The organism is Streptomyces sp. NPDC005202 (assembly GCF_040608235.1).
In the GTDB taxonomy this organism is placed as follows: Bacteria; Actinomycetota; Actinomycetes; order Streptomycetales; family Streptomycetaceae; genus Streptomyces.
Map to the genome: position 1 here is coordinate 54,481 of NZ_JBEXHW010000013.1, position 22,931 is coordinate 77,411.

The 22,931-nt window shown below is 71.9% G+C and carries 18 protein-coding genes, 1 tRNA gene and 9 pseudogenes; 12 read left to right on the forward strand and 16 right to left on the reverse strand.

Annotated features, from left to right (window positions below; translation table 11 throughout):
- Positions 1 to 20: 20 nt before the first annotated feature.
- From ABZV31_RS20305 to ABZV31_RS20315, 3 genes and pseudogenes are all read right to left on the reverse strand, one after another.
- Positions 21 to 1,206: pseudogene (locus tag ABZV31_RS20305) on the reverse strand (LuxR C-terminal-related transcriptional regulator); the annotation flags it as partial.
- A gap of 620 nt (positions 1,207 to 1,826) precedes the next feature.
- Positions 1,827 to 2,021: pseudogene (locus tag ABZV31_RS20310) on the reverse strand (glutathione S-transferase family protein); the annotation flags it as partial.
- 240 nt (positions 2,022 to 2,261) lie between these two features.
- On the reverse strand, positions 2,262 to 2,384 hold the full coding sequence (locus ABZV31_RS20315) for a putative leader peptide (RefSeq protein WP_355895547.1): 123 nt from the start codon (positions 2,382 to 2,384) through the stop codon (positions 2,262 to 2,264).
- A gap of 204 nt (positions 2,385 to 2,588) precedes the next feature.
- Between ABZV31_RS20315 and ABZV31_RS20320 the strand changes: the two are divergent.
- The 3 genes and pseudogenes from ABZV31_RS20320 to ABZV31_RS20330 all read left to right on the forward strand — a co-directional run.
- Positions 2,589 to 3,541 (forward strand): annotated as a pseudogene (locus tag ABZV31_RS20320) (alpha-amylase family glycosyl hydrolase); the annotation flags it as partial.
- 436 nt (positions 3,542 to 3,977) lie between these two features.
- Positions 3,978 to 4,268: a hypothetical protein gene (locus ABZV31_RS20325; RefSeq protein WP_355895550.1), complete on the forward strand. Its 291-nt coding sequence runs from the start codon at positions 3,978 to 3,980 to the stop codon at positions 4,266 to 4,268.
- Positions 4,240 to 5,439 carry an SPFH domain-containing protein gene (locus ABZV31_RS20330; protein WP_355895552.1) on the forward strand — a complete coding sequence of 400 codons (1,200 nt, stop codon included), beginning with the start codon at positions 4,240 to 4,242 and terminating at the stop codon, positions 5,437 to 5,439. The genes ABZV31_RS20325 and ABZV31_RS20330 overlap by 29 nt, the downstream gene beginning before the upstream one ends.
- Here ABZV31_RS20330 and ABZV31_RS20335 read toward each other — a convergent pair.
- Both ABZV31_RS20335 and ABZV31_RS20340 read right to left on the reverse strand, forming a co-directional pair.
- A pseudogene (locus tag ABZV31_RS20335) lies at positions 5,432 to 6,086 on the reverse strand (NAD(P)-dependent alcohol dehydrogenase); the annotation flags it as partial. The gene ABZV31_RS20330 and the pseudogene ABZV31_RS20335 overlap by 8 nt on opposite strands.
- A gap of 170 nt (positions 6,087 to 6,256) precedes the next feature.
- Positions 6,257 to 7,049: pseudogene (locus tag ABZV31_RS20340) on the reverse strand (NAD(P)-dependent alcohol dehydrogenase); the annotation flags it as partial.
- 47 nt (positions 7,050 to 7,096) lie between these two features.
- On the opposite strand from ABZV31_RS20340, the pseudogene ABZV31_RS20345 reads away from it, so the two are divergent.
- From ABZV31_RS20345 to ABZV31_RS20360, 4 genes and pseudogenes are all read left to right on the forward strand, one after another.
- Positions 7,097 to 7,309, forward strand: a pseudogene (locus tag ABZV31_RS20345) (hypothetical protein); the annotation flags it as partial.
- A gap of 218 nt (positions 7,310 to 7,527) precedes the next feature.
- Positions 7,528 to 7,797 (forward strand): hypothetical protein, encoded by a 270-nt coding sequence (locus tag ABZV31_RS20350; protein WP_355895555.1) that lies wholly within the window; start codon positions 7,528 to 7,530, stop codon positions 7,795 to 7,797.
- Between the two features lie 135 nt (positions 7,798 to 7,932).
- The gene (locus ABZV31_RS20355) at positions 7,933 to 9,126 is read left to right on the forward strand and encodes a PP2C family protein-serine/threonine phosphatase (protein WP_355895558.1); all 1,194 of its coding nucleotides are present in this window, start codon (positions 7,933 to 7,935) and stop codon (positions 9,124 to 9,126) included.
- Positions 9,127 to 9,250: 124 nt separating this feature from the next.
- Complete coding sequence (locus ABZV31_RS20360) at positions 9,251 to 9,391, forward strand: hypothetical protein (RefSeq protein ID WP_355895560.1); 141 nt, start codon at positions 9,251 to 9,253, stop codon at positions 9,389 to 9,391.
- A gap of 94 nt (positions 9,392 to 9,485) precedes the next feature.
- Here the strand turns inward: ABZV31_RS20360 and ABZV31_RS20365 are convergent, their stop codons facing one another.
- The 3 genes from ABZV31_RS20365 to ABZV31_RS20375 all read right to left on the reverse strand — a co-directional run bounded on the left by ABZV31_RS20365 (position 9,486) and on the right by ABZV31_RS20375 (position 11,994).
- On the reverse strand, positions 9,486 to 10,013 hold the full coding sequence (locus ABZV31_RS20365; protein ID WP_355895563.1) for a M20/M25/M40 family metallo-hydrolase: 528 nt from the start codon (positions 10,011 to 10,013) through the stop codon (positions 9,486 to 9,488).
- A gap of 125 nt (positions 10,014 to 10,138) precedes the next feature.
- The gene (locus ABZV31_RS20370) at positions 10,139 to 10,762 is read right to left on the reverse strand and encodes a LysE family translocator (protein WP_355895566.1); all 624 of its coding nucleotides are present in this window, start codon (positions 10,760 to 10,762) and stop codon (positions 10,139 to 10,141) included.
- Between the two features lie 113 nt (positions 10,763 to 10,875).
- Positions 10,876 to 11,994, reverse strand: a complete 1,119-nt coding sequence (locus tag ABZV31_RS20375) for a diaminopropionate ammonia-lyase (RefSeq protein ID WP_355895569.1) — start codon at positions 11,992 to 11,994, stop codon at positions 10,876 to 10,878.
- Between the two features lie 118 nt (positions 11,995 to 12,112).
- Here ABZV31_RS20375 and ABZV31_RS20380 point away from each other — a divergent pair, with 118 nt between their 5' ends.
- Entirely contained in the window at positions 12,113 to 13,033 is a 921-nt protein-coding gene (locus tag ABZV31_RS20380) for a LysR substrate-binding domain-containing protein (RefSeq protein WP_355895572.1), read from the forward strand.
- Positions 13,034 to 13,888: 855 nt separating this feature from the next.
- Here ABZV31_RS20380 and ABZV31_RS20385 read toward each other — a convergent pair.
- Positions 13,889 to 13,962: transfer RNA gene (locus tag ABZV31_RS20385), tRNA-Pro, on the reverse strand.
- A 99-nt stretch (positions 13,963 to 14,061) separates the two neighbouring features.
- A complete protein-coding gene (locus tag ABZV31_RS20390) occupies positions 14,062 to 15,516 on the reverse strand; it encodes an MFS transporter (RefSeq protein ID WP_355895574.1) in 1,455 nt (484 codons plus the stop codon).
- 316 nt (positions 15,517 to 15,832) lie between these two features.
- On the opposite strand from ABZV31_RS20390, the gene ABZV31_RS20395 reads away from it, so the two are divergent.
- Complete coding sequence (locus ABZV31_RS20395; RefSeq protein WP_355895577.1) at positions 15,833 to 16,411, forward strand: helix-turn-helix domain-containing protein; 579 nt, start codon at positions 15,833 to 15,835, stop codon at positions 16,409 to 16,411.
- 201 nt (positions 16,412 to 16,612) lie between these two features.
- On the opposite strand, the gene ABZV31_RS20400 is transcribed toward ABZV31_RS20395, so the two are convergent.
- From ABZV31_RS20400 to ABZV31_RS20410, 3 genes are all read right to left on the reverse strand, one after another.
- A complete protein-coding gene (locus ABZV31_RS20400) occupies positions 16,613 to 17,287 on the reverse strand; it encodes an SRPBCC family protein (protein WP_355895580.1) in 675 nt (224 codons plus the stop codon).
- Positions 17,284 to 17,646, reverse strand: a complete 363-nt coding sequence (locus ABZV31_RS20405) for a metalloregulator ArsR/SmtB family transcription factor (protein WP_355895582.1) — start codon at positions 17,644 to 17,646, stop codon at positions 17,284 to 17,286. The genes ABZV31_RS20400 and ABZV31_RS20405 overlap by 4 nt, the downstream gene beginning before the upstream one ends.
- An 85-nt stretch (positions 17,647 to 17,731) precedes the next feature.
- Positions 17,732 to 18,253, reverse strand: a complete 522-nt coding sequence (locus ABZV31_RS20410; RefSeq protein WP_355895585.1) for a MarR family transcriptional regulator — start codon at positions 18,251 to 18,253, stop codon at positions 17,732 to 17,734.
- Positions 18,254 to 19,078: 825 nt separating this feature from the next.
- Between ABZV31_RS20410 and ABZV31_RS20415 the strand changes: the two genes are divergently transcribed.
- Both ABZV31_RS20415 and ABZV31_RS20420 read left to right on the forward strand, forming a co-directional pair.
- Positions 19,079 to 19,585: a hypothetical protein gene (locus ABZV31_RS20415; RefSeq protein WP_355895588.1), complete on the forward strand. Its 507-nt coding sequence runs from the start codon at positions 19,079 to 19,081 to the stop codon at positions 19,583 to 19,585.
- Between the two features lie 201 nt (positions 19,586 to 19,786).
- Entirely contained in the window at positions 19,787 to 20,557 is a 771-nt protein-coding gene (locus ABZV31_RS20420) for a DUF2690 domain-containing protein (RefSeq protein WP_355895591.1), read from the forward strand.
- 58 nt (positions 20,558 to 20,615) lie between these two features.
- Here ABZV31_RS20420 and ABZV31_RS20425 read toward each other — a convergent pair.
- The 3 pseudogenes from ABZV31_RS20425 to ABZV31_RS20435 all read right to left on the reverse strand — a co-directional run.
- Positions 20,616 to 20,849 (reverse strand): annotated as a pseudogene (locus ABZV31_RS20425) (MFS transporter); the annotation flags it as partial.
- A gap of 143 nt (positions 20,850 to 20,992) precedes the next feature.
- Positions 20,993 to 22,002, reverse strand: a pseudogene (locus ABZV31_RS20430) (maleylacetate reductase); the annotation flags it as partial.
- Positions 21,999 to 22,364 (reverse strand): annotated as a pseudogene (locus ABZV31_RS20435) (6-chlorohydroxyquinol-1,2-dioxygenase); the annotation flags it as partial. The pseudogenes ABZV31_RS20435 and ABZV31_RS20430, both read right to left, overlap by 4 nt.
- Before the next feature lie 213 nt (positions 22,365 to 22,577).
- On the opposite strand from ABZV31_RS20435, the gene ABZV31_RS20440 reads away from it, so the two are divergent.
- Complete coding sequence (locus tag ABZV31_RS20440; protein ID WP_355895594.1) at positions 22,578 to 22,916, forward strand: cupin domain-containing protein; 339 nt, start codon at positions 22,578 to 22,580, stop codon at positions 22,914 to 22,916.
- Positions 22,917 to 22,931: the final 15 nt, after the last annotated feature.

Consider the following 22,931-nt stretch of genomic DNA (forward strand, 5'->3'; position numbering starts at 1 on the left):
TGGCCGACGCCGCCCCCGCCTCATGCCGACTGCGCGTCGGGCAGCTCCATCAGCCACGGCAGCGCACCCCGATCGCTCGCGCCGAGCCGGGCGTAGGCGCTGTAGAGGTGGTTGCCGACGGTCCGCACGGACAGGGTGAGCCGTTCTGCGATCTGCCGGTTGCTCAGACCCGCGGCCGCGAGCGTGACGATCTGCCGCTGCCGGGCGGTGAGGCCGCCCAGCACCAGCCCTGACAGCGCCGGGGTGCGGGCACCCTGGCAGCGGCGGGCCAGCGCGACGGCACGCGTGCGTGCCCTGCGGGGCGGCGCGCGGGTCGCGGTGCGCCCGTACGGCCTGTGCGTGTGCCTCGGCCGCGAACAGCAGGAACCCCCGCTTCTCGAGCGCCTCGGCCGCCCGGTCGAGGGCGGGCCCGTCGCCGCGGGCGAGGGCGTCGGCGAGCAGGGCGAACGGCCCGTCGTCCGGCAGCCGTTCGGCGGCCGTGATCGGAGCGCCGAGGCGTACGGCGTCGTACAGGGAGAGCGGGTCGCCCTCGTCGATCCCTTCCAGCGCACCGTCGATGTCACCGCGCGCCGCCGCCAGCCAGGTGGCCGCCTGTGCCGTCTGCGTCCCGTCGGCGGCCGTCGCGTCACCCGACTGGGCAGCCGCCAGGGCGAGTTCGGCACGGCAGTCCGGATCGTCCGGAGTCCCCCGCAGGCCTTTGCGCGCCCATGCGGTTGCCTCCCGCAGCTCCCCCCGCAGCCGCGAGAACCGCGCCCGCACGGCCGCGTACCCGGCCGGCAGCGGCGCGCCCTCCTGCACCAGCCACTCCCCCACGGGCGTCGGCAGCGCCCGTACGTCGGCCTTTTCGATCCTCCGCGTCAGCGCGGCCGCTTCGGCCCGGAGGGCCGGTCCGCACTGCTCCGGCGTACGGGCCAGCCGCCCGGCCCGCAGCCGTCCGGCCGCGGCCCGCAGCGCCGGGCCGTGCAGGGGGTGGGCGAGGCGGACGGCCCCCAGATCGCCGACGCCGACCGGGCCCTCGGCCTCGAGGTGTTCGAGAATGTGCAGGTCGAGTAGGTTCATGTCGAGCGGGAGGGGTTCGGCGAAGGCGAGCCGTTCGAGGGTCTCCCGCTCTTCGGGGCGGGCGCGGTCGAGAACCTGCGACGTCCGCTCCCGGACGGTCGCGGTGAGCGGAACCGGGCCCCGCCAGGCCCACTCGTCCGCGTCCGGCGAGCGAAGCGGGATGGGGGTCCCCCCGGCCGGAGGCTGGGAGAGGGTCAGCGCTCCGCGCTCGCGTGCGGTTTTCTCCGTGCGCGGCGATGTCAGTGGGGGCCGATAGGTTCGGGGCATGAGTTCGGGCTGAGTGTGTATCTGCTGGACGTTGCCGCGACGCGTGCACTCGTCGGGTCCGGTGACGGCCAGCTTCTTCAGGTGATCCGCGACAGCTTCGGCGACCAGCTGGCGCACGACGACGACTACTTCCGGTACGAGATCGAGCCGGGTGCCCCGACGGCCTACGAGGCACTGCAAGCCGTGGTGCACGGCGGGCCGTTCAGCGACGACAAGGACCACGCTTCCAGTACGGCTACGCGTAGCAGCGGCTGTGCGACCTCACCGGTTCCTTCCTGCCCAACGACTGCTTCACACCGCACCGGGGCGACTGGCTGTCAGTGGTCGACGAGGGGCTGGCAGCGCTGCGCATCACCGCAGTGTCCGTCGAAGCCTTCAGCTACGCCGACCTGCCCCATCCCCTGCCCTACGCGTCCACCCCGGGCTGCGGCACCTGGACACCCGAGCAGATAGCCCAGGCACTGGAGCAGTTCGAGGCCACCAAGGCCGCGAACCACGCAGGGACAGATGTCGTCGAGGGCGAGCAGGCTGTGGGTGACGGCGATGCGCAGGCCCTGCGGACAGGCGGTCGACAGATGGAGGCGGTAACGGCGCGGCACGGCGTAGTGGCCGCTGCGCGCGTCCCGGCCGATGCGGCCCCGGAAGGCGGGGGCGGGCTGCGCGGGCGGGTGGGCGGCGGACGGTGTGACGGACATGAGTCTCCCCGGGTACGGGCGCGCGGACGTGTGCGCGGCGGAAGCGACGGCGGACAGGGGCGCGCTGCGGAAGCGGCGGCGGACAGGGGGCGCGGCGCTCACCCGTGCGCGCCGCCGGGGACGGTATCCGTCGGGACCGCCGGTCGGCGGGGACGGCATCCGTCGGGACACCGCCGGTCGGCGGGGACGGCAGCCGTCGGGACACCGCCGGTCCGGTTTCGGCGCGCGGGTGGGTCCGACTCAGCCCAGGGGGCTGATCGCGCTGCAGACACGCAGCAGATCGATGTGACGGCGGGAAGTCAGAAGAGGCGACAGCCGAGGCCTGCGGCTCACTCGGCTGGTGACCGGCTCAAGGCGCCCCATGTTTCCCTACCTGTTCACTAGGATTCCCCACTGGAGTGTCGATCCACCTCGATCCGCCGTCAAGAGGGCGTCCGCCGGACCTTCTGCTCGCCGTGCGGGCCGGCCGGCGGGGCGGTGGTGGCCCGCGGGATCAGGTGGGTGGGCAGGACGATGTGCCGGGCGTGGTCCGCGCCGCCCCGCCGGGAGACGGAGGACGAGCGGCCCCGGCAGCATGCCGACCACCCGCACTGGGACCGTGACGAGGTCCACGACATCTACCGCGCCTGGCGCGAGGTGGCCGACGAGTTCCCCGGCGACCGGTCGTTCGTCGCCGAGGCGTGGGCGGACACGCCGGAGCGGCTCGCCGCCTACGTCCGCGCGGACGGCCTGCACACCGCGTTCAACTTCGACTTCCTGATGTCCGGTTGGGACGCGAAGGACCTGCGCGCGGTCATCGACGACTCGCTCGCCATGCTCGGCGTGGTGGGCGCACCGGCCACCTGGGTGCTGTCCAACCACGACGTCATGCGCCACCGAGCCGCTACGGCCGCGGGACGGTCAAGCGGTGGACCGCCAACGAGCCGTACCGTCCCGAAGGCCCCGTGGACCTGGAACTGGGCACCCGACGCGCCCGCGCGGCGGCCCTGCTCATGCTCGCCCTGCCCGGCGGCGCCTACATCTACCAGGGTGAGGAGCTCGGCCTGCCGGAGGTCGAGGACCTGCCCGAGGACGTGCTCCAGGACCCCGTCTGGGAGCGGTCCGGACACACCGACCGCGGCCGCGACGGCTGCCGCGTGCCCATCCCGTGGTGCGGAAAGGCCGCACCGTACGGCTTCAGCCCCGAGGACGCCTCCGCCGCCCCCTGGCTGCCGCAGCCCGCCGGCTGGGGTGAGCTGAGCGTGGAGGCGCAGACCGGGGACGAGACGTCGATGCTGGAGCTCTACCGCAGCGCCCTGCGCCTGCGCCGCAAGCACCCCGCGCTCGGCGACGGCACCCTCACCTGGCTGGACGTCTCCGAGAAAGTCCTGGCCTTCAGCCGAGACCCCGGCTTCGTCTGCGTGGTCAACCTCTCGGCCGAGGCGTACCGGCTGCCCGGTCATACCTCGGTCCTGCTGTCGAGCGGACCCGTGGAGGACGGCCTGCTCGCGCCCGACCACGCGGCCTGGCTCGCGGTGTAGGCGGCCCGCCCCAGGGCGTCTGCCCGCTCGGGCGCACCTTTGGTGGCGGGATGCCGGAGGTGCGCCCCCGTCCCGGGTTCACGCGCGATCGCGGCACCGGAGGGCGGTGAACTGCGCCTCGGGATGCGCGAGTTCGAGGTCGTGTTCGTCGAGGCCGCCGCCCGTGATGGTCACCGTGGCCGCCTTTGGCGGGTAGCCGGTCTCGCTGGGCGACGCTCGGGTCACGCTCGTCGACGCCGCGGGCAACGTCGTGGCGACCCCACCACCGTGACCGACGGGGCGTACGCCTTCCAAGATCCGGAAAGCGGGCAGTCCACCGTGGAGGGGAGGAGTCCGGCGCTGGTGACGGTCGGGAATCGACCGGAGCGTTGGGACCGCGCCCCAGGTGGGTCTATCGTCGGAGTCCTGGGAGCAGAACGACGGGAGGCGGCCGGCCATGGTGCAGGACGAGGCCGTCATCGGCTGCACGGGGAAGTTGCTGATCGGCACGCGCGGAGCGGTCGGTCCCGGCGAGGTCCTGGTGCGCGTCCGAGGCGGCACCGAGACCTTCCTCGCCTGGTCGCAGGAGCCGCTGCCGACCGGGGCGACGGTGCTCGTGGTCGAGTCGCGCGGATGCCGTGAGGTCGACGTCATCGAATGGGCCGACCCTTTGGACGCGTTGGACGGCGACGCCGCCGACGCCTGCCGAGGAGACGAAAATGTTCGGATACCGCGTTCCCGCCCCTGACGAGGCGATGCTCATCTCGGGGGGCCGGCGTGGGCTGGGGGGCGCGCCGTTCCGGGTGGTGACGGGACACGGCAAGTTCGTACTGCCGATCTTCCGCAAGACCCGCTTCCTGACGCTGTCGATGTGCGAGTCGGAGGTGACCGAGACCTGTGTCACCCGGCAGGGCATCGCCCTGCACGTCCGCGCCGTGATCGCGTTCAAGGTCGGCAACGACACCGAAAGCATCATCAACGCGGGACAGCGGTTCCTCTCCGACCAGGACCAGATGTCCGTGCTGACCGGACGGATCTTCGCGGGCCATCTGCGCGCGATCATCGGCTCGATGACAGTCGAGGAGATCGTCACCGAACGGCAGAAACTCGCCGCCGAGGTCCTGGACACGTCGAAGGCGGAGATGGCGAAGATCGGCCTGATCGTCGACTCGTTGCAGATCCAGTCGATCGACGACGGAGACACCGGCTACATCGACGCGATGTCCGCACCCCACAAGGCTGCCATCCGGCGGCAGGCCCAGATCGCCCAGGCCCAGGCCAACCAGGCCGCCGCGGAGGCGGAGCAGGTGGCGGCGCGCAAGCAGGCCGAGTACGCGCGGCAGACCGCGGTGGTGAAGGCCGAGTACTCCGCCGAGGTGGACCGCGCACAGGCGAACGCCGCCCAGGCCGGACCGCTGGCCCAGGCCCACGCGCAGCAGGAGGTGCTCGCCGCCCAGACCGAACTCGCCCAGCGCCAGGCCAAGTTGCGCCAGCAGCAGCTGGTGGCCGAGATCGTGAAGCCCGCCGAGGCCGAGGCCGAGCGGATCAAGGTGCTCGCCATCGCCGAGGCGGAGCGCATGAAGATCCAGGCCGAGGCCGCGGCCTCGCACGACCGCGTCGCACTCGACCGGATGCTGATCGACCAGCTTCCGCTGATCGTGAAGGAGGCCGCGGGTGGCCTCGCCGGCGCCAACGTCAACGTCCTGAACGGCGCGGACGGCCTCGGCGAGATCGCGGCCGGCCTGGTCGCCCAGGGCCTGACGATCCTGGACTCGGTCCGCCAGAACCTGAACGGCCACCACTCCGACGACGCCTCCGCACCGCACGACGGCAAGCTCGAGCTGCAGGGATACCTGCACGCGCCGCAGAAGGACGCCGACGAGAAGAAGCCGACCGACGGATCGGCCGGCGTCGACTAAGGAGGGTGACCTCGGCTCCCATCGCGTGCGCGAACTTCACGGCCACGTGGTTCAGCCCGCCGAGGCCGATGACGGCGACCTTCTTGCCCGGACCGGCGTCCCAGCGCTGGAGCGGCGAGTACGTCGGGATGCCCGCGCACAGCAGCGGGGCCGCCTCGTCCAGGCCGATGTCCTCGGGAATCCTCAGGACGAAGTCCTGGTCGACGACGACGTGGGTGGAGTAGCCGCCCTGGGTGAGGCGCCCTGGGTGAGGGTGCCGTCCTTGTCGATCGAGCCGTAGGTGAGGCGTGGTGCCCTTCGGGCAGTACTGCTCCTCGCCGTGACGGCACGGCGCGCACTCACGGCAGGAGTTGACCATGCAGCCGACGCCGACCCGGTCGCCGACGGCGTACTTGGTCACCTCCGGGCCGACCCCGGTGACGACGCCGACGATCTCGTGGCCGGGTACGACCGGGTAGTCCTTCGCACCCCAGTCGCCGCGCACTGGGGGTCCCCCGCCGAAGGTAGGGGAGGATGTCGGTGTGGCAGATGCCGCAGTACTTGATCTCGATCAGCACGTCGCGCGGGCCGACGTCACGGCGCTCGACCGTGGTCGGGCCGAGCGGTTCGGTCGGGGAAGTGGCGGCGTAGGCGGCGACGGTGAGCATGATTCTCCGATCTCGTGGGCCGGATAGCGGGTGTCGGGCACTGCGGCGGCTGGACATGTTGTTCCGGGGGGGGACAGGCCCCCACCGCCTGCCGGATGCGGCGGCAACCCGTACGAGAGCCCGGGGGCCGGCGCCTCGTACAGGTGGTCTCAGCGGGACCTGGCCTTGGCTCAGGCCAGCGTCGAGGTGTCGATCACGAAGCGGTACCGCACGTCGGAGGCGAGGACGCGGTCGTACGCCTCGTTGATCTTGTCGGCCGGGATGACCTCGACCTCGGCGCCGATGCCGTGCTCGCCGCAGAAGTCGAGCATCTCCTGGGTCTCCGGCAGGCCGCCGATCAGCGAACCGGCGAACGTCCGGCCCTTCATGAGGAGGGAGAAGACGTTGACCGACAGCGGCTCGGCCGGGGCGCCGACGTTGACCAGGGCACCGTCGACGGCCAGCAGGCCGAGGAAGGCGTCCAGGTCGAGCTTGGCGCTGACCGTGTTGATGACGAGGTCGAAGGTGCCGGCGAGCTGCTCGAAGATGGCCGGGTCGCTGGTGGCGTAGTAGTGGTCGGCGCCCAGGCGCAGGCCGTCGTCCTGCTTCTTGAGGGACTGCGACAGGACGGTGACCTCGGCGCCCATCGCGTGCGCGAACTTCACGGCCATGTGGCCGAGCCCGCCGAAGCCGACGACGGCGACCTTCTTGCCGGGGCCGGCGCCGAAGCGGCGCAGCGGGGAGTACGTGGTGATGCCGGCGCACAGCAGCGGCGCGGCGTTGGCCAGGTCGACGTCAGGACGAAGTCCTGGTCGACGACGATATGGGTGGAGTAGCCGCCCTGGGTGAGCCGGCCGTCCTTGTCGATGGAGCCCAAGGTGAGGGTGCCGCCGCCCTGGACACAGTACTGCTCCCGGCCGGCGCGGCAGTACTCGCCTCACGGCAGGAGTCGACCAGGCAGCCGACTCCGACGCGGTCGCCGACGGGTCAGGGGCCGCAGCCACGGCCGCAAGACCTTCCACCACCCCGACGTCGGCGACCTCACCCTCGGCTACCAGTCCATGCAGCTCGAAGGCACCCCCGGCCACCGCCTGATCACCTACTACGCCGAACCCGGCACCCCCGAGCATGACGCCCTGGTCCTGCTCGACATGGCCGCGCACGAGCGCGCCTCGAACGGGTCGGCGCCCAGCCGCACGGCGTCGATGACCACGCCGGACGAGGCGGCCACCCCGTCCTTCTGACCCACGCCGCCCCGCGGGGTCAGCCAGTTGATCGCGGTGCTGTTGCTGCCCCGGTCATGGCGGTCGGTCAGCTTGGTCCCGAGGCCCGTACCGCTGCCGGGGCCGCGGTCAGGGAGCGGTCGGCGCGGGCTCAGGCGATCTCGACGAGGCAACGGCCTGTCCCGCGCTCGCGGGGCTTGTAGCCGGAAGAGGCCCGAGGAGGATAGGTACGGCTGGCCGTGCCAGTGGAACAGGGCGAAGGACGGCAGCGGGTCGGCCGACCGGCCTGGGGGCGGGTCGCACCGGGCGTCAGCCGGGCGACGACCTTCGAGCTGTTCTTCGGCCCCGTCTGCGTCTTCACGCCCACTCAGATCACCGAGTACACGGCGCACGAGCACACCGCCGCGGGCGTGCTGCGCGGGATGCTGCCGGCGCTGGCGTGGTTCTCCTGGTCGGCCTGCGCCCATGATCATCGTCAGCGGGACAGGTCCAGACGGATCCGCTTGTAGGTGCTGGCGGCGCTGTGCAGGGCAGCGCGGAGGTCCGGGCCGGTGGCGACGTCCACGGGGCGACGATTTGGCGACGGAGTCGGTTCTTCGTGGTATCTGCGTGACTGGGACCACGGGTAGGGGCAGAGTGTAGATATGGGTGTCCGAAGGCGCCTTGCGGATCTGTGGCAGCCGTGGCAACCAGGCCATGCGCTGGTGACGGTTCCACTCGTGCTGATCGTTGTGATCACGGTCGTGGACATCCTGATCCCGCACCAGATCCATCTCGGCCCCCTACTGGTCGTCGCCCCCGCCATCACGCTCGCGTTCGCCGGCCCACGACTCACCGCGCTGATCGGCGCACTGGCCGTGATCGCCCAGACGGTCATCGCCGTGCTGCGCGGCGGCTTCAACATCAACTACCAGGTGCAGATTGCTGCCCTGGCGGTGATCTCGCTTCTCCTCGTGCTCTTCTGCTGCCAGCGCGACCGTCGCACCCGTGAGCTGCACCAGGTGCGCTCGGTGTCCGAAGCCACACAGCGGGTGGTTCTGCGGCCGCTGCCCCACCGGATGGGCCCGCTGCGGATCGCCTCCCTGTACCTGGCCGCCGAGGACGAGGCGCTGATCGGCGGGGACCTGTACGCGGCGACGCGCACCGGGGACGGCGCGCGTCTGATCATCGGTGACGTCCGGGGCAAAGGCCTGACCTCCATCAGCGACGCCTCAATGCTGATGGGCGCCTTCCGGGAAGCCGCCCACCGCAGCGCCATACTTCTCGACCTCGCCGAAACCCTGGAGAACAGCATCTGCAGGCACCTGGCCGAGCACTCTCATCACTTCGGCGCGGGCGACGACTTTGTTGAGGAGCACTTCGTCACCGCCCTGCTGCTGGACATCCCCGACGAGGACCTCACGGCGCAGATGATCAACTGCGGACACCCCCCGCCGCTACTGCTGCGCAAGAACCACATCACCACCCTGTACGCCCGCCACCCCGACGCCCCACTGGGCATGTGGGATCTGCCGAGGACCGGCTTCACCCTCGACCCGTTCACCTTCGAGGACGACGACACGCTCCTGCTCTACACCGACGGCGTGATCGAGGCCCGAGCTCCCGACGGTTCGTTCTACCCGCTCGCCGAACGCCTCTCTCAATGGACCGGCAGCGGTCCGGAAGCACTGCTGCACCACATCCGCGACGATCTCATCTCCCACGTCGCCGGGCGCCTGGGCGATGACGCAGCCATGGTGGTGATCCAACGCTCGCCCAAACTCCAGCCAGGCCACCAACTCAGGAACATCATCCATATCAACGGCCATCTCCAGGACAGGGACGGAGCATCGGCCTGACCAGCCAAAGCGGTCGGGGGCCGTCGTCACGTCCGGACTCTGTGAGCGACCGCTGTTCCCCGTGACTTTCTGGTGTGGCGGGCACGACCCGCAACGACGACATTGCCTTGCTCCTGCTCCAGACATGAGCTGGCACTGGGTCCAGCAGGACGGCGTCGACCATGGCTCGCAGGCGGACGATGATCTGTGCGGCCGCGAGGCCCGTGTCGGCGCGCAGGTGGGTAGAGGTGGTGCCGGCGTGGGCGGCACGGCCGTGGGACGGTGATCTCCTGCCAGGAGATGCCCTGCACGCCGGTGACGACGCCGATCTCGGCGCCGTTCTCGGCGAGGACGGGGCCTTGTTCGATGTGGCATTCGACCTAGGCGTGCGGCGCATCGAGGCATTCGTCGGCGGGCCCGTTGAAGCCGGTGCGGGCCAGCACGCCGCGGAGGGTGAGGCCGTCGCGGTCGGTCAGGGCGTGGGCGTACTGAAGGCTTGGGCGCCCTGCGGCGACCGCGCTGCCGAGCATGTCGGTGCCGAAGCGGACGCCTTCCTCCTCGGTGAAGATGCCGACCTCGATGGGGCGGCGGGTGGTGATACCGCGTTCATTGAGGGTGCCTACGACTTCAATGCCGCCCAGCACGCCGAGGCAGCCGTCGAAGGCGCCGGCAGTGGCGACGCTGTCGGTGTGCGAACCGGTCAGCACCTGGGCCGCGGTCGGGTCGGTGCCCTCGCGGCGGCCGTAGACGTTGCCCATCTGGTCGATGGGGACGGACAGCCCGGCCGGCTCCGTCCAGGCGATGACCTGGCGCCGCCCGGCCGCGTCGGCGTCGGTCAGCGCGAGGCGGTTGACGCCGCGCAGGCCGGTGTGCTTGTCGCCGTACGCGCCGATCTCGGCCAGGTCCAAGGGACTTCGACAGGCGGTCGCCGTTTACGGTGATCTTGTTCGGGGTGGGGCTCGTAGGGACCTGACTCCCAGAAGTCGTCGCAAACGGTGGGGTGGTGGGACGGCGCGGTGGTGACCGGTGCGGGTCATCCGGAGACGGCCACGACCGCGAGGCCGAAGCCGATCAGCACGACACCGGTGATCCCCCCGAGAACGCGGCGGATCCGCGGTTCTTCGAAGACCGCCCTGGCTCTCGACAGCAGGATCACGTAGCTGCTCAGCCAGGCGAGGGTCAGGGCGGTGTGGAGGAGGACGAGGAGCGTCATGGCCCAGGCGGTGGGCAGCTGGGCTGGGGCCAGGGTGGGCAGGAGTCCGGTGTAGAAGACCGCGATCTTCGGGTTGAGGACGTTGCTCACCAGGCCGGTCCGCCACGGATTCCCGGCGGTGGTGCCGGTGCTGGAGACGGTGACCGGCGGCTGGGCGGCGTGGCGGTTCTGCCACAGCTCCTGTACACCCAGGAACACCAGATAGGCGGCGCCCAAGAGCTTGACGGCCAGGTACGCCTCTGGCGAGGCGGCCGGCACGGCTGCGAGCCCGGCCACGGTAAGCGCGCCCCAGACCAGCAGCCCGGTTGCGATGCCGCCCACGGTCCGCAGACCGTCCGCGGGGCCTGAGGCGACCGCGCGCTTGGTCACCACCGCCATGTCCGGGCCGGGCACGATGGTCAGAAGGCCGAGGACGCCGATTGCGGTCACGAGGTCAGTCGGCATGCCGCCCTCCTCGAGATCGTGCCAGCCGACAGGGGAGCGAAGGTGGTGCGGTTTTTCAACGAAGGGAGCTTTCCGGGAGCGAAGTTCGGTAATCAAAACTCAGCGAATGAAGGTCAGTGATCGGTCGCGGCATGCGGATTGGCGACCGTGCCCTCGGTGCTCAGCAGGACGAGCGTCGAAGAGGGGCCGAGCCCCAGAGCAGTGCGACGCTTGTCGGCGCCCTCGCCGGTGAGCGCGGCGCGGATACCGGCGAGCGCGGCGGCGCCACAGGGGCCGGAAGAGACACCGAGGGCGGCGAGGTCACCAGCCGCGCGGGCGCTGTCGGCGTCGGTGATGGCAACGGCGGCGTCCAGGCCGCTCTGCAGGTAGGTCCAGGCGATGCTGGACGGGGTGCCGCAGTTCAGCCCGGCCATCGTGGTCTCGCCGGTGGCGACGCTGACCGGTTCGCCAAGTGCGAGGCTCTCGACGACGCAGGCCGCGGCCTCGGGCTCCACCGACATCAGCGCCGGGGCCTGCCCGGCCGGACGGCTGCGGTAGTGAGTGACAACGGCCTGGGCCAGTGAGCCCACGCCCACGGGGACGGCGACCAGATCGGGCATCCCGGCACCCGCGGCCGTCAGCTGCTCGTCGATCTCGGCGCAGAGAGTGGAATAGCCTTCGACGATCCAGCCGGGTATCTGCTCGTAGCCGGACCAGGCAGTGTCCTGGACCAGGACCGCATCCGGCGCGGCGGCCGCCTCGGCCGCCCGCCGCACGGCCTCATCGTACGACCCCGCGACCTGGGTGACCTCGGCATCCTCGGCGGCGATGGCCGCAGCAGCCTGCGGATGCACACCCTTCGGGACGAAGACATGGGCACGGTGCCCGAAAAGGCGGGCCATACGCGCCACTGCCCGGCCGTGGTTGCCGTCGGTGGCTGTCACCAGCGTGACCGGGCCCGGATCCTCGCCGCTCGCTGCCCGCTCGGCAAGTATGCGATGCACCGCCCAGGACGCCCCCAGTGCCTTGAACGCGGGCAGCCCCAGACGGGACGACTCATCCTTGACGAACACCCGTCCCACCCCCAACTCCTCAGCAAGCGACGGGAGTTCAATCAGCGGGGTGGGGGCGTACTCGGGCAGGGAGGCGTGGAAGTCCCGCACTTCGGCCGGGGCAGGGAAGCAGGTCCAGGACCGGGCGGCGGGCCGCGCGAACCACGTCAGCGTACGAAGGCAGGAAACGTTCACAGTCACGCAATCAGGGTCCGCCCCACCCCCACCATCAGTCCAGCGAATGTTTCCGACCTATATTCATCAGAGAAACCAACCAATCGAGTGTTACGGCCGTGACGAGGAAGAGAGCGGTCCGCCGATGTTCGACCTGCACCGACTGCGCCTGCTGCGCGAGCTCAAGCACCGCGGCACCCTAGCGGCCGTCGCCGCCGCCCTCTCCTATGCCCCCTCCTCCGTCTCGCAACAGCTCTCCCAGTTGGAGGCGGAGGTCGGCGTCCGGCTGCTGGAGCCAGTCGGGCGGCGCGTGCGGCTGACCCCACAGGCGGAGATCCTGGTCGCCCACACCGAAGCGGTCCTCGAACGTCTGGAGCGCGCCGAAGCGGACATCGCCGCGTCCCTGACTGATCTCACCGGCACAATGCGCATCGCCTCGTTCCAGACCGCCGCCTTCGCCCTGGTGCCGACCGCGCTCAGCCTGCTGCGCGACATCTACCCCGCTCTGCGGGTCCATGTCAGGCAAATGGAACCGGAAAGTTCTCTGCCCGCCCTGCAGGCCCGCGACTTCGACCTGGTCATAGCCGAGGAGTACCCGGGCAACCCCAACCCTCGGCCCGCCGAACTGGAACAGGAAGACCTGCTCAACGATCCCCTCCACCTCGCGCTGCCCGAACCCGCGGACGACGCGGATGGGCCCACCGCGGCACTGCGATCGCTCGCCGACCGCCCCTGGGTCATGGAACCCAAGGGAACGACCGCCCGGCACTGGGCCATGACCCTGTGCCGCAACGCCGGCTTCGAACCCGACGTACGGTTCGAGACCACCGACCTCCTGCTCCACCTCCGCCTCGTCGAACAGGGCCACGCCGCCGCTCTGCTCCCCGACCTCGTGTGGAGCGGACAGCCCCCGACCGTCACACTTCGGCAGCTCCCCCGAGGCCAGCGCACACGCCGCATCTTCACCGCCGTACGCCGCGGCCGCAGCCAGCACCCCGCCATCCGGGCGTGTCGGCTCGCCCTCCAGCAAGCGGCCAGGCAGGTTACGGCATGCATCGATGCATGAACGCGTGGACAAGGTGTGGCGGGGTCCGCGACCGCGGATCTCACCCCCACGGTGAGCCCAAGTCCTCAGGCCAGGTCCTGAAGCACCGCACTGGGCTCTGACTGGGCGGCGGACTCGTCACCGGCATGAGCGCGGGGCGCGGCGCGACGCAGGGGGCCAAGGCGCCGACGGCGCTGAGCGCGAGGAACGCGGTCATGACCGCGGTGCCCGCACGTGCCGGTCCACGACCGCAGTGCTCCGGTGATGGACGGACCGACGATGCCGTGTTGCCCATCGCCGGCCGCGGTAGGCCCACACCGGGCGGATGCGGCATTCGAGTTCGCCCTGACGGCCTTCATCGGGCACTGCCGTGGTCTTCTGGCACGGTGATCACAGCACTGGGCGCCAGACGATCGCCTCAGCAGCTGTCGCCGTGTTGGCGGGCGGGCTGCTCATCACGGCCGGGGGTTCCACTTCGGCCGCCAACAATGACACGTGCGCCTCTTACCTGCGGCATCACGGCTACGTGATCGGCCCGCGCGTGGTCCACGCGTGCGCGAAGGCAAGCGCCGGGAACGAGATCGGATGCTCGATCTCTCCGGTCTCGGCCGTCAGCAGCCGTGACGCCGGTGAGGCATGCAGGCTGGGATGGGTCAATGATTGACCGCCGTCCGTAATGAGCTGCCCCGAGTTTCGTGGAGTCCGGTGATCCTGGTTCAAGCGGGCTGCGGAGCTTGCTCCTGGCTCCGCCAGAAGTCTCGTTCGTACTCTGCGGGCGGTACGTAGTCGCCGCTCGGTCCCCAGATGGTCCCCAGAAATGATCAGGAGGCCGTATCGGCATGTCCCGATACGGCCTCTGACCTGTTGCTTCGCAAGTCGGGACGACAGGATTTGAACCTGCGACCCCTTGACCCCCAGTCAAGTGCGCTACCAAGCTGCGCCACGTCCCGGTGCGCTCGCGCGGCGGACCGCGTGAACGCGCAGGTAAACCCTACCGTACGTGGGCGGGTCCTCCCGCTTGACCCGGTCGGTGCGCATGCGTGCCGGGCTCAGCCCCGCGCGACCGGCGTGGCGGCCTCAGGCTCCGGGTGCGTCGCGGTGTTCCCGGCGCGGGCCGGGGTGCCGATGCTGCGGCCGGTGCGCTGGACCGGCACGAGGAGCGCGGCCAGGGCCGCGGCGAGGCAGAGCAGGGCCAGCAGGGCGAAACCGTGGGTGTAGCCGGAGGCGTAGGGCAGGCCCGAGGGCTGGAGCCGGCCGGTCACCAGAACGCTGGTCACCGCGGCGCCGATGGAGCCGCCGATGGTGCGGACGTTGGCGTTCATGCCGGTCGCGGCGCCGGTCTGCTCGGCCGGAACGCTGCCGACGATCAGGTTGGCCATGGACGCGAAGGCCAGGCCGATGCCGAAGCCGAACACGCCCGCCACGAAGGCGACCTGCCACTGCTCCTCGTGCCAGAGGGCGAGGAAGCCGCAGGCCAGCGCGCCGAACGCGGCACCGGCGATCAGCAGCCGCTTGGCACCGAGGACCGGCTCCAGACGGCCGCTGAGGACGCCGGAGAAGAACATGGCGATCAGCATCGGCAGCATGAGCAGCCCGGACGCGGTGACGCTCGCACCGAAGCCGTACCCGGCCGAGCGCGGCGTCTGCACGAAGCCGGGCAGGAACGACCAGATCGCGTACATGCCCGCGCCGAACAGCAGGGCGGCGGCGTTCGTGGTCCACACCGCGGGCAACCGCATGATGCGCAGGTCGATCAGCGGGGTGCGGGAGCGGGCCTCGGCGAGCAGCCACAGGGCGAACAGCACGACGGCGACGGCGAACAGCGCGATCACGCGGGCGGAGGTCCAGCCCCAGGTGCCCGCCTGGCTGAGCGGCAGCAGCAGCGCCACCAGCCACCCGGACAGCAGCACGGCGCCGGTCCAATGGACCTTGCCCGCAGCCCTGTTGGGCGACTCGGGGACGTACCTCAGGGCGATCAGCGTGGTGACGGCGACGATGGCGACGGGGATCCAGAACAGCCAGCGGTAGTCGAGCGCGGACACGATGGGCCCGGCCGCCACCATGCCGACCCCGCCGCCGGCGGCGATCACGGCCGACAGGTTGCTGATGCTGCCGCTCACCTGGCCCGGGGCGAACTCGTCCCGGATGATGCCGAAGGACAGTGGGAACAGGGCGCCGCCGACGCCCTGGACGACCCGGGCGACGATGAGTACGCCGATGGTGGGCGCGAGCGCGGCGAGCAGACAGCCGGCCGTCACGGTCAGCAGCACCGCGACAAGTGTGCGTTTCTTGCCGATCAGGTCGCCGACGCGGCCGAGGATCGGCGTGAAGACCGAGGCGGACAGCAGATACGCCGTCATCACCCAGGTCGCGGTGGACTGCGAGGTGTGCAGCGCCTGCTGGACCGTCGGCAGGGCCGGCGCGATCAGCGACTGCAGCATGGAGAACACGCCCGCACCGCTCGCGAGGACCGCGAAGGTGAGGCGGGTGGACTTCCGGGGCATGAAGACCCTCTCCGAACAACAGGGCGCGGCCGAGGTCCCTCCGGTCGCGGTCGTCCGTGCGCGTCCGGGGCGCCGTCTGAGCGCGCCGGGCACGGCGAGGACCGCGCGGAGCGGTCGCGGAAGGTTTGACGGGTCGGGCGGTGCGCTCGGCGCGGGGCCCGTGATGGGGTCGATGGAGGGGGCGGGATCGCGCCGCCGATGCGTCCGGCCGTACGCGTCCACGGCGAAGCCGCCCCGCACTGCTAAAGTGGAGGTACGCCTCCACTGTATCGGAGGCATACCTCCGCTTCAACCCGTTCCGGCCCGGGAGGCACCAGTGACGGCTCAGCCGTTCCCCGTCAGCGAGATCGTCGCGGCCCAGCGGCCGCACCGTAAGGACGCCGCCCGCAACTACGACGCCCTGCTGGCCGCCGCGCGCGAGGCCTTCGCGGAGAACGGGGCGGACGCGTCCCTGGAGGACATCGCCCGCCGGGCCGGCGTCGGCATCGGCACGCTGTACCGGAACTTCCCCACCCGCTGCCACCTCTTCGAGAGCGTCTACGCGGACGAGGTCAACTCCCTGTGCCAGGTGGCCCAGGAGGTCGCCGAGCTGGAGCCGTGGCAGGCGCTGACGGCGTGGCTGAACCGGTTTGCGGGCTACATGGTGACCAAGCGGGCCGTCCGCGAGGCACTTGAGGACGAGTCGGAGATCTTCCTGGCCTGCCGCGACTCGATGTACGCCGCCGGCGGCCCGCTGTTCGAGCGGGCGCAGCAGGCCGGAGTGGCCCGCGCCGACATGGACTTCGGCGACCTGCTGCGCATGGTCGCGGGCATCACCGCGACCACCTTCGTGAACGACGCCCAGCGCGACCGGGTGCTCGCGATCGCCCTGGACGGGGTCCGCGCCGCGCGCTGACGTCGAGGGTCAGCCGGCCGGCGGGTGGTCCGGGGCCAGGGCCGCCGCGATCCGCTCGGTGATGGTCTGGGCCGTGTTGCCGCGGCGCCTTCCGGCCGACGGTCGTGGACACCGCGATGGCCAGGCGCCGGTCCGGCTGGTAGGCCTGTACGGCGGCATAGCCGGCGAACGATCCGGCCGACGGCGGCGGGGCGGTCGGTGCTAGCCGGCCGCCCCCTGGTCGGCCTTCCCCGCGTTTCCGGCATCCCCGACCGCCGTGTACGCCGCGGTCGTCCTGTCGGCGGCCTCCCGTGCCCTGGCCGCATCCTCGCCGATCGCGACGTTCGCCGCGTACCACGCCTCGCTGCTGGCCGTCACGAAGCGACGGCCCTCCTCGGAGCCGAGCCAGGCCATGGCCTCGGCCGGGTCGACGGCACCGCCGGTCGACAGGTGCCGGGCGAGCCCCATGAGCATCATGTCCCAGCCGACACCGACCGCCCCGGGGCCGAACTCGCCCCACTTCTCGTCGTCGACGTGGGCGATGTGCTCCAGCTCGAAGCGGGTGCCGCCGCCCTCCTCGGGGGCGAGGCGCAGTTCGATCCAGCTGATCTCGCCGCCGTACTCCCAGGTCGCGGCGAAACTCTTGGGCGGGTCGCAGCGTTCGATCGTGCCGCCGGCGTTGCCCTGCAGCTGGTAGCGGCCGCCCAGGCGGAGCTCGCCGGTCACGGGGAGGAACCAGCGTGGAATGCGTTCGGGGTTGGTGCAGGCGTCCCAGACGTCCTCGAGCGGAGCGTCGTACGACTGGCTCACGGTCACCACACGCGCCTCGCCCGCCTTGAAGACGCGCCGGCCGACCTGGCGGCGCACGGCGTTGATCTGATGGGTCACGTCGATCATGAGGTGCTCCTCGGGGATTCGTCGGCGTCCCGGAGCCGTCGCTCGCGCCGGCCGCGGGCCAGCTCGGTGGCAAGGGCGTCCAGGTGCGGGGTCCACAAGCGGCGGAACCGGTCGAGCCAGGCGTCGACGTCCTTCAGCGGCTCGGTGTTCACCGCGTACAGCCGTCGGGTGCCCTCGGGACGCACGGTCGCGAAGCCGTTCTCGCGCAGCACCTTCAGATGCTGGGAGACCGCGGGCTGCGATATCCCGAACTCATCCGTGACGACCTCGCACACCGCGCCGGAGGTCATCTCTCCGTCGGCGAGCAGCTCCAGGATCCGCCGCCGCACCGGGTCGCCGAGCACATCGAAGGCATGCATGGGGAACACTATATCACTCGTGACTTATATAAGTCATGACTGAAGAAGAAGCCGGACGCATCCGCGAACGGAGCCGATGGATCCCTCAGGCGGTGGGCCCCGTCCCGGTCGCTTCCTGGTCGACATCCCCGTCATTCGCGTACGCGAGGAAGTCGTCCACCATGCGGTGGAACAGCGTGGCGAGCCGGCGGAGCTCCTCCGGGGACCAGGCGGACAGGGCCAGTTGCATGCCGCGGGCGCCGGCCTCGCGGATGCGGGCGATGGCGTCGCGGCCCAGCGGGGTGAGCTGGATGCGCTGGGCACGGCGGTCGTCGGGGTCGGGGACGCGGGTGACGTGGCCGGACTTCTGCAGCTGCTGGACCGTACGCGTGACGTGGGAGGCCTCTACGCCGAGGCGGTTGGCCAGCTCGCCCGGCCGCAGCGACTCGGAGTCGGCGATCTGGCGCAGCAGTGCGACCGCGGCGCGGTCCAGCGGGACGCCGGCCAGGCCCATCAGCCGCTCGTGCTGCCGGGCCCGCGTGCTCAGGTACGTGATGCGCGTCAGGGCGCGCTCGATCTCGGCCACCTCGGGCGAGACGGGTCCGGTGGGCAGCGATGGAGTGGGCATGCTCGCCAGTTTACCATATCGTTGCCTTACTCAAGTAATTTAGGGTCGCTGCGCACGGCGGCGAGCACGCTGGGGCGGCGAGCGACTCGTCGTGGGCGGTCGGCCACGAGCGCCGAGGGTAAGCGCGCCGCCGCCGTCGCCAAGCCGATGCTGCGGCTCTGGATGGCCGACATCTTCGACAACCATGCCCTGATCGCCCGTCATGCGCGGCAGACGGTGGGGAGGGGCGCGCCCGGCACGTGAGGAGTGACGCCGCCGGCCGTTCCCCTCCAACGGCCGACGGCGTACCGCGGCCCGTCGGACGGATGGCGCCGGTTCGGGCGGGGTGACCCCCAACCTGGCCGCGCTCTCCGTCAGTTCGCGCCGCACCTTCGGCGCCACGGGTACCCCCTTTTCCGCGCGTTCCACGGCCACCTCGGCGCTGCGCTCGCCGGAGTGGAAGACGCCGTCGCACCGACGGCCACAGGCCCGTGGCCGGGCAGGAGGGTGATGTCGGTGCCGTGGGTGTACTCATCGGGCCATGCCACGCGGACGTTCACGGAGACCGGCAGGACGGTGGAACACCTGTCGGTCGAGGACCAAATGGGCTGAGGCCCGCCACCGGGCCACCGCCGCCCGCCACCGGGCCACCGCCACCGGGCCAGCGTCGGCCGGGTCACCGCCGCCCGCCACCGGGCCACCGCCGCCGTTCCCTGGCCGCCGTCCCCGGGGACGTCCCCGGCGTCCCCGGGACGCGGGGACGGCATTCCGGGCGGGCGGCATGGAAACGCTGTGCGACATGTGATCACGACACGTGATCACAGGAACGAAAGCCCGGAGGTTTCCATGATCCGACGGACCCTCACCAGCGGCCTGCTGGCCACGATCGCGGTGCTCGCGCTCGTGCCCACAACGGCCGACGCCGCCCAGGCGGGCTCCATCCCGCCGCGCCCCGCCACGTCGGCGGCCGCGCCGCACCTGCTCCCCTCGCCGCTGCCCCAGCCCGCCCGGCCCGCGCCGGCCGTGCACCACGCCCGCCGATCCGCGCACCGCGCGCACCACGTGCGCCCCGCAGGGCACGCACGTCACGTCAACCGGCGTGCGGTGCACCGCCGTTCGGTCCGGCCCGTCGGGCGCGTGGTGACGCACCGCTTCCCGCTGAACGTCCGCTCCGGACCCGGCACCGGCTACCGGGTGATCGGTGTCCGCCACGGCAACCGCCTGGTGGCGCTGAAGTGCCGGACGTACGGCTCCTGGGTGCGCGGCAACGCGCAGTGGTACCGGCTCGCGCACGTCCGCGGCTATGTCTCCGCCCGCTACGTGCGGGTCCGCAGCACCGTGCCGTGGTGCTGACGCTCCCTCACCTCTCCGCGTCCTGACAAACCGAGCCCGTCCGGGAACCACGCGTTCCCGGGCGGGCCTTCGGCACGTCCGGCCGCATCCGACTCACTTTCCTCATACCTCCCGGATGTGTGACGGTGCCCCGAACCCGGGAAGTTATTACGACAACCGGGGCGAAACGCCCAAAGCGGGAACGGAGTCGGGAGACGCATCATGCGGCAGCCCCAAGCAGCGGCACCGTCGAACGGGCCGCTGGCGGCGACCCTGCAGGAGCTGAGGGACCGTACGGGTCTGAGCCTGGCAGCCCTGGCCACGCGCACTCCCTACAGCAAGTCCGCCTGGCACCGCTATCTGACCGGGGCCAAGCATCCGCCCCGCTCGGCCGTGGAGGCGCTCGCCCGGCTCGCCGGCGCCGATCCCGCCCCGGCTCTGGCCCTGTGGGATGCCGCCGACGACACCCCCTCCGCACCCGCACCCGAGGAGACCGGCCGGGCACCCTCGTCCCGGGCACGCGCGAGACGCCTGCCACTGCCGGCGCTCACGCTGCTGACCGCGGTCGCCGCGGTGGCCGCGGCCCTCGCCACGCCCTCCGGGAGCGGCCCACCGGGCACCCGGGGCGTCATGGGCTCGCCGCGGTGTCACGGCAGGTCCTGCCAGGGCGAGTTGCCCGGCGCGGCGGCCTGCGCGAAGGACGCCCAGACCAAGAGCGCCGTCACCGACGCGACGTACACCGTGCGGCTGCGGTACTCGCCGTCCTGCGGCACCGCCTGGTCGCAGGTACGCGTCCGGGGTGCGGTCGTCCGGGAGATCTCCGTACGGGCGGGCGAGAACGAGCTGTCGGCCACGTACTCCGCCGACGACACCCGGGGGGACACGAGCCCGATGCTCGCCGTGTCGTCCCTGCGCGGTGTGGAGGCGTGCGCCGAGGTGGGCGGGGAGCTGGCCTGCACCGGCCTGGACGACGACACGGCCGGGCAGCCGTGACGCGCACGGCGCCGCGTCCGGAAGGCCGGAGGCGGCACCGTGCGCAGTGGGCCGGCGGTCAGCCGGTGGTGAGCAGTTCCTGCTGTGTGCCGCTGGGCGAGGGCTGCTTCGACGAGCGCAGGGCGGCGACGCCGATGAAGACCATGGACGACACTCCGGCGAGCGCGAAGGCGGTGAAGCCCCAGTCGCCATGGTTCGCGGCGAGCAGCCGGCCGCCGAGCCACGGGCCGAACACGGCACCGAAGCGGCCCATGCCGGAGGTCCAGCCGACGGCGGTGGCGCGGTTGTCGGGGGCGGAGTGGCCGGAGCGGCCCGCCTCCTCGCCCGCCTTGACACGGCGCTGGAGGGCCTCCTCGCTGGAGGTGCGCAGCGCGAGTCGGCCGAGGCCCGGTTGGTCGCGGGCGGTGAGCACCAGGCTGTGGTGCTCGTAGTCGTGCCCTCGTACGCCGCCCGCAGCAGGCCGAGCACCCCGTCGACCGTGACCGCGCGGGGGTTGGCGCAGGCCTGGCCCGCGGTCGGGGCGGCGGCCGCCGCCAAGTCGTCTTCCCGTAGGCCCAGTTCGGCGAGGGACCGCGGGGCGCCGAGGCGTCCGGCCAGCTCGTGCAAGGCCATGGGGGCGTCGTCGGCGTCCAGGGCGCGGGCCACGGCGCCGGCCGTGTCCGGGGCGGCGGGCGCGTTGTACGCGAGGGTGTGCGGTAGGACCACCGTGTGCGTCTCGGCGTGCGGCAGGCCGAAGGTGCCGCCGAGGACGTGGCAGAGCTTGTGGTGCAGCCCCATGGTGGTGGCGCCGAGGCAGGCGCCGCACAGCCAGGCCCCGTAGAGGGCGCGTCCGCGGGCCGGAAGGGAGCCGGCGTCGGCGGCCACTTCGGGCAGCGCCCGCGCCATCGCCCGTACGCCCTCCTCGGCCATGAGCGCGATCAGCGGCGAGGTGTCGGGGGCGTACAGCGCCTCCACCGCATGCGCGATCGCGTTCACGCCGGTAGACGACGCTGCGCGGCAGGACGGCCGGATCGCGGCCGGTGCGTTTGGCGCCGTGTTCGGTCAGCCCCCACACGGGGGTCATCTCCGAGCCGGAGTAGGTGGAGGGCACCGCGATCAGCGGCAGGCCGGTGCGCAGCGCGACCGCCTTGCCCAGGCCGATCGACGACCCGCCACCCACCGCGACACAGCCGTCGGCACCGGCCGCCCGCGCCACGGCCACGGCCCGGTCGGCGACCTCGACGGGGACGTGCATCCGGGCCTCGGCGTGGACGCCCGCGCAGGCCGGGCCCAGCGCGTCCGCGACCGCCCGCGCGGTGTCCGCGCCGCGCGTTCCGCACACCACGAGCAGCCGCCGCTAGGCCGAGCCGTTCGGCCTCGCCGGGGTCGCGTCCACCGCCGCGCCGGGCCGGAGGACGACCCGCGTCGGGCCGGCCTTCGTAGGAGAAGTCGAGAACGTCCTTCACGAGCGCTCCAGTACGAGGTCCAAGCGGGCGTGCCGGAAGGGGTTGGCGACACCGAACTCCCGTGCCTGCGCCGGGTCGTCGATGGGCGCGAAGTCCTGCACGAGGCTCTGCTTCACCGCGAACACCGCGTCGGAGTCGAGGTAGTCGCTGCCCGCCACGAAGATGTGCGTGGTGACCGGGGTGTGGCCCTCGGCGGAGGCGATGAAGTGGATGTGAGCGGGGCGACAAGGGTGTTGGCCGGTGGCCTTCAGCAGCGCGCCGACCGGGCCGTCCGTCGGGATCGGGTACGGGCTCGGCACACAGGTGCGGAACCAGAAGCGGCCCTCGTCGTCCGCGGTGAACAGGCCGCGCCCGTTGCCGGGCCGTGCGCGGACCGCTCGGGGACGGCCGCCGTGGTGTCCGCCATGTGCTGCTGCTCTCTTCACGGGCGTGCGGAGACGGTCCCCTCAACGATCACGCGAGCCGCCCGCCGTCGCCACTTCGCCCTTCGGCCGCGACGAAGTGTCCTGCGCCCGTGCCGATCCCCCACACTCTGTCGACGCCCGGACGCCGTACGCCCCGGCCAGGGTCGCCGCATGACCCACAGCTTCGCCCTCCACGTCCCCGACGCCCGAGCTCGTACCCGAGCCGCTCGCCCCGGAGCAGATCGGACGCCCGAGGTGACCGGAAAGGTGGTCTGGGAGTCGGAGGACGGCCGCCAGGTCCGCGGGATCTGGCAGATCACCCCCGGCGTCGTCACGGACACCGAGGCGGACGAGCTGTTAGTGGTGATCAGCGGGTCGGCGACCATCGAGGTCGAGGGCGGCCCCACGCTGCGCGTCGGTCCCGGGGACATGGCGGTGCTGAGCGAGGGCGACCGTACGAGGCGGACGGTGCACGAGACGCTGCGCAAGGCGTACGCGATCACCCTCTGAGCCCCGGACCGGGGC

What these genes read in the sequence shown, in the direction of transcription:
- ABZV31_RS20315 (WP_355895547.1), bottom strand. Translation starts at nt 2,384, where the DNA reads ATGGGGCGCCTTGAGCCGGTCACCAGCCGAGTGAGCCGCAGGCCTCGG.
- ABZV31_RS20325 (WP_355895550.1), top strand. Translation starts at nt 3,978, where the DNA reads ATGGTGCAGGACGAGGCCGTCATCGGCTGCACGGGGAAGTTGCTGATC.
- ABZV31_RS20330 (WP_355895552.1), top strand. Translation starts at nt 4,240, where the DNA reads ATGTTCGGATACCGCGTTCCCGCCCCTGACGAGGCGATGCTCATCTCG.
- ABZV31_RS20355 (WP_355895558.1), top strand. Translation starts at nt 7,933, where the DNA reads ATGGGTGTCCGAAGGCGCCTTGCGGATCTGTGGCAGCCGTGGCAACCA.
- ABZV31_RS20360 (WP_355895560.1), top strand. Translation starts at nt 9,251, where the DNA reads ATGAGCTGGCACTGGGTCCAGCAGGACGGCGTCGACCATGGCTCGCAG.
- ABZV31_RS20370 (WP_355895566.1), bottom strand. Translation starts at nt 10,762, where the DNA reads ATGCCGACTGACCTCGTGACCGCAATCGGCGTCCTCGGCCTTCTGACC.
- ABZV31_RS20380 (WP_355895572.1), top strand. Translation starts at nt 12,113, where the DNA reads ATGTTCGACCTGCACCGACTGCGCCTGCTGCGCGAGCTCAAGCACCGC.
- ABZV31_RS20390 (WP_355895574.1), bottom strand. Translation starts at nt 15,516, where the DNA reads ATGCCCCGGAAGTCCACCCGCCTCACCTTCGCGGTCCTCGCGAGCGGT.
- ABZV31_RS20400 (WP_355895580.1), bottom strand. Translation starts at nt 17,287, where the DNA reads ATGATCGACGTGACCCATCAGATCAACGCCGTGCGCCGCCAGGTCGGC.
- ABZV31_RS20405 (WP_355895582.1), bottom strand. Translation starts at nt 17,646, where the DNA reads ATGCATGCCTTCGATGTGCTCGGCGACCCGGTGCGGCGGCGGATCCTG.
- ABZV31_RS20410 (WP_355895585.1), bottom strand. Translation starts at nt 18,253, where the DNA reads ATGCCCACTCCATCGCTGCCCACCGGACCCGTCTCGCCCGAGGTGGCC.
- ABZV31_RS20415 (WP_355895588.1), top strand. Translation starts at nt 19,079, where the DNA reads ATGATCCGACGGACCCTCACCAGCGGCCTGCTGGCCACGATCGCGGTG.
- ABZV31_RS20420 (WP_355895591.1), top strand. Translation starts at nt 19,787, where the DNA reads ATGCGGCAGCCCCAAGCAGCGGCACCGTCGAACGGGCCGCTGGCGGCG.
- ABZV31_RS20440 (WP_355895594.1), top strand. Translation starts at nt 22,578, where the DNA reads ATGACCCACAGCTTCGCCCTCCACGTCCCCGACGCCCGAGCTCGTACC.